This window comes from Tenacibaculum finnmarkense genomovar ulcerans, from assembly GCF_900239495.1.
GTDB lineage: Bacteria > Bacteroidota > Bacteroidia > Flavobacteriales > Flavobacteriaceae > Polaribacter > Polaribacter ulcerans.
On record NZ_OENE01000045.1, the window covers coordinates 1 to 1,463 of the forward strand.

At 30.4% G+C, this 1,463-nt stretch carries 2 protein-coding genes; both read right to left on the reverse strand.

All coding sequences use genetic code 11. From position 1 onward, the window contains the following. Positions 1-286: 286 nt before the first annotated feature. Positions 287-964, reverse strand: coding sequence for an HNH endonuclease signature motif containing protein (locus DPIF8902391_RS10505; protein ID WP_172505794.1), 678 nt, complete (start codon positions 962-964; stop codon positions 287-289). A 24-nt stretch (positions 965-988) separates the two neighbouring features. Continuing rightward, positions 989-1,186 carry a hypothetical protein gene (locus DPIF8902391_RS10510; RefSeq protein ID WP_172505795.1) on the reverse strand — a complete coding sequence of 66 codons (198 nt, stop codon included), beginning with the start codon at positions 1,184-1,186 and terminating at the stop codon, positions 989-991. Between the last annotated feature and the right edge of the window lie 277 nt (positions 1,187-1,463).

Consider the following 1,463-nt stretch of genomic DNA (forward strand, 5'->3'; position numbering starts at 1 on the left):
TATAAATCCCACATATGCCATTTCGGTTTTAAGATTCTTCAAAATCAGATTTTACCATATCACGAGCCGTTTCCGCTTCTGAATTATCCACAAAAACAGCGCTTCTTAATTTCTCTTTTTTGATCAATTTTTTTCTTCAATTGTGGGTAACGTTGTTGTATATGGTTTGTTGCGTGTTTTAAGCAACTAATTTAGTAAATAATTACCGACCGAGAAAGTCCGCGAGGACTTTCGCAAGTAGGCAAGAAGCCAGCAATAAATTATATACGGTGTTCTACGCAGTTTTTTAATTTTTCTTTTTCACATATGTTTTATTTCCGTTTGAGTTGATATAATATTTTCCTCCTCTTGAACCTGTATGGATAGTTTTACTTGAAGAATTATTCGGTACTGAATATGTAGGTGAAGAATAATTTGGACTCGAATAGTAACTATTTGTTGTCTTTTTTTTAGATTTTACATAGACTTTTTTTCCACTACTATTATAATAATATTTTCCGCCTCTACTTCCAGTATAAATTGTTTTTTGGCTATTGTCAGTTCCTGAATAAGTTGAGTTTGAACTTTTAGAATTACTGTTAAGACTATTATAAGTCGAATTGGAATAATAGTTTCGTTTAGTTGTTGAGTAAGTTGAATTACTTCTGTTTGACCTTTCTCGTGCTGTTTTTCTTTTATGCTGTCCGATAGTAAGTAATTGCATATTGCTTGGGTCATCTGAACCTCCTTCTGACAAAGGTTTTATATGGTCGATTTCATAGCCGTACGGAATTTTATTGTATCCATATGATTTTAAAAATTTCCGTTTGTTAGCATCGCTTCTTTTCACAAGTGGTTTTCCAGTAGTTGAATAATATTGTCCAGAATAATATTCTGTATTTCCAATTTTATAAGTGTCTTGAGAATAACTACTTAATGTAAAAATAGAAGCAAAAATTAATGTTAGAATTTTATTATTTATCATAAGATTTTCTGTTTTAAATTATATTTATGAAGTCATAACAGCAACAAATGCTAAAATAACTATTATTATTAGTATAACTGTACCTCCAATTTTGAAAGATTCTATACTTTCTTTTTTCTCCTTTTTTGTCTTTCTTCCCCATTTATCTTCACTATCTCCTATCCAATCTAATATTTTAAAAAAAAGGAAAAATGCTCCTATGCTTAAAATTACTGCTAACATATTTTTAGTATAATTGTCAAATTCATTTTATTGTTGTTCTTGAACTCAGAGTTTTTCCTTCAAATTGCGTAGAACGATTTATATATGGAAAGTACTGTTTTGTGCGTGAGGATTTTCCGAAGGAAAATCGGAATTAACAAAATAGTACTAACTTTTGTCTTAGCACTAAACTAAGTATTTTTTATATATTTTGTGTGTGCCCAGCATGGGCATCTTTTGACTACCGAAAGGTAGTTTATTAATCTAGAGGGTGCAAGTCCCTTATGCGCAGGAGTAA

What these genes read in the sequence shown, in the direction of transcription:
- DPIF8902391_RS10505 (WP_172505794.1), bottom strand. Translation starts at nt 964, where the DNA reads ATGATAAATAATAAAATTCTAACATTAATTTTTGCTTCTATTTTTACA.
- DPIF8902391_RS10510 (WP_172505795.1), bottom strand. Translation starts at nt 1,186, where the DNA reads ATGTTAGCAGTAATTTTAAGCATAGGAGCATTTTTCCTTTTTTTTAAA.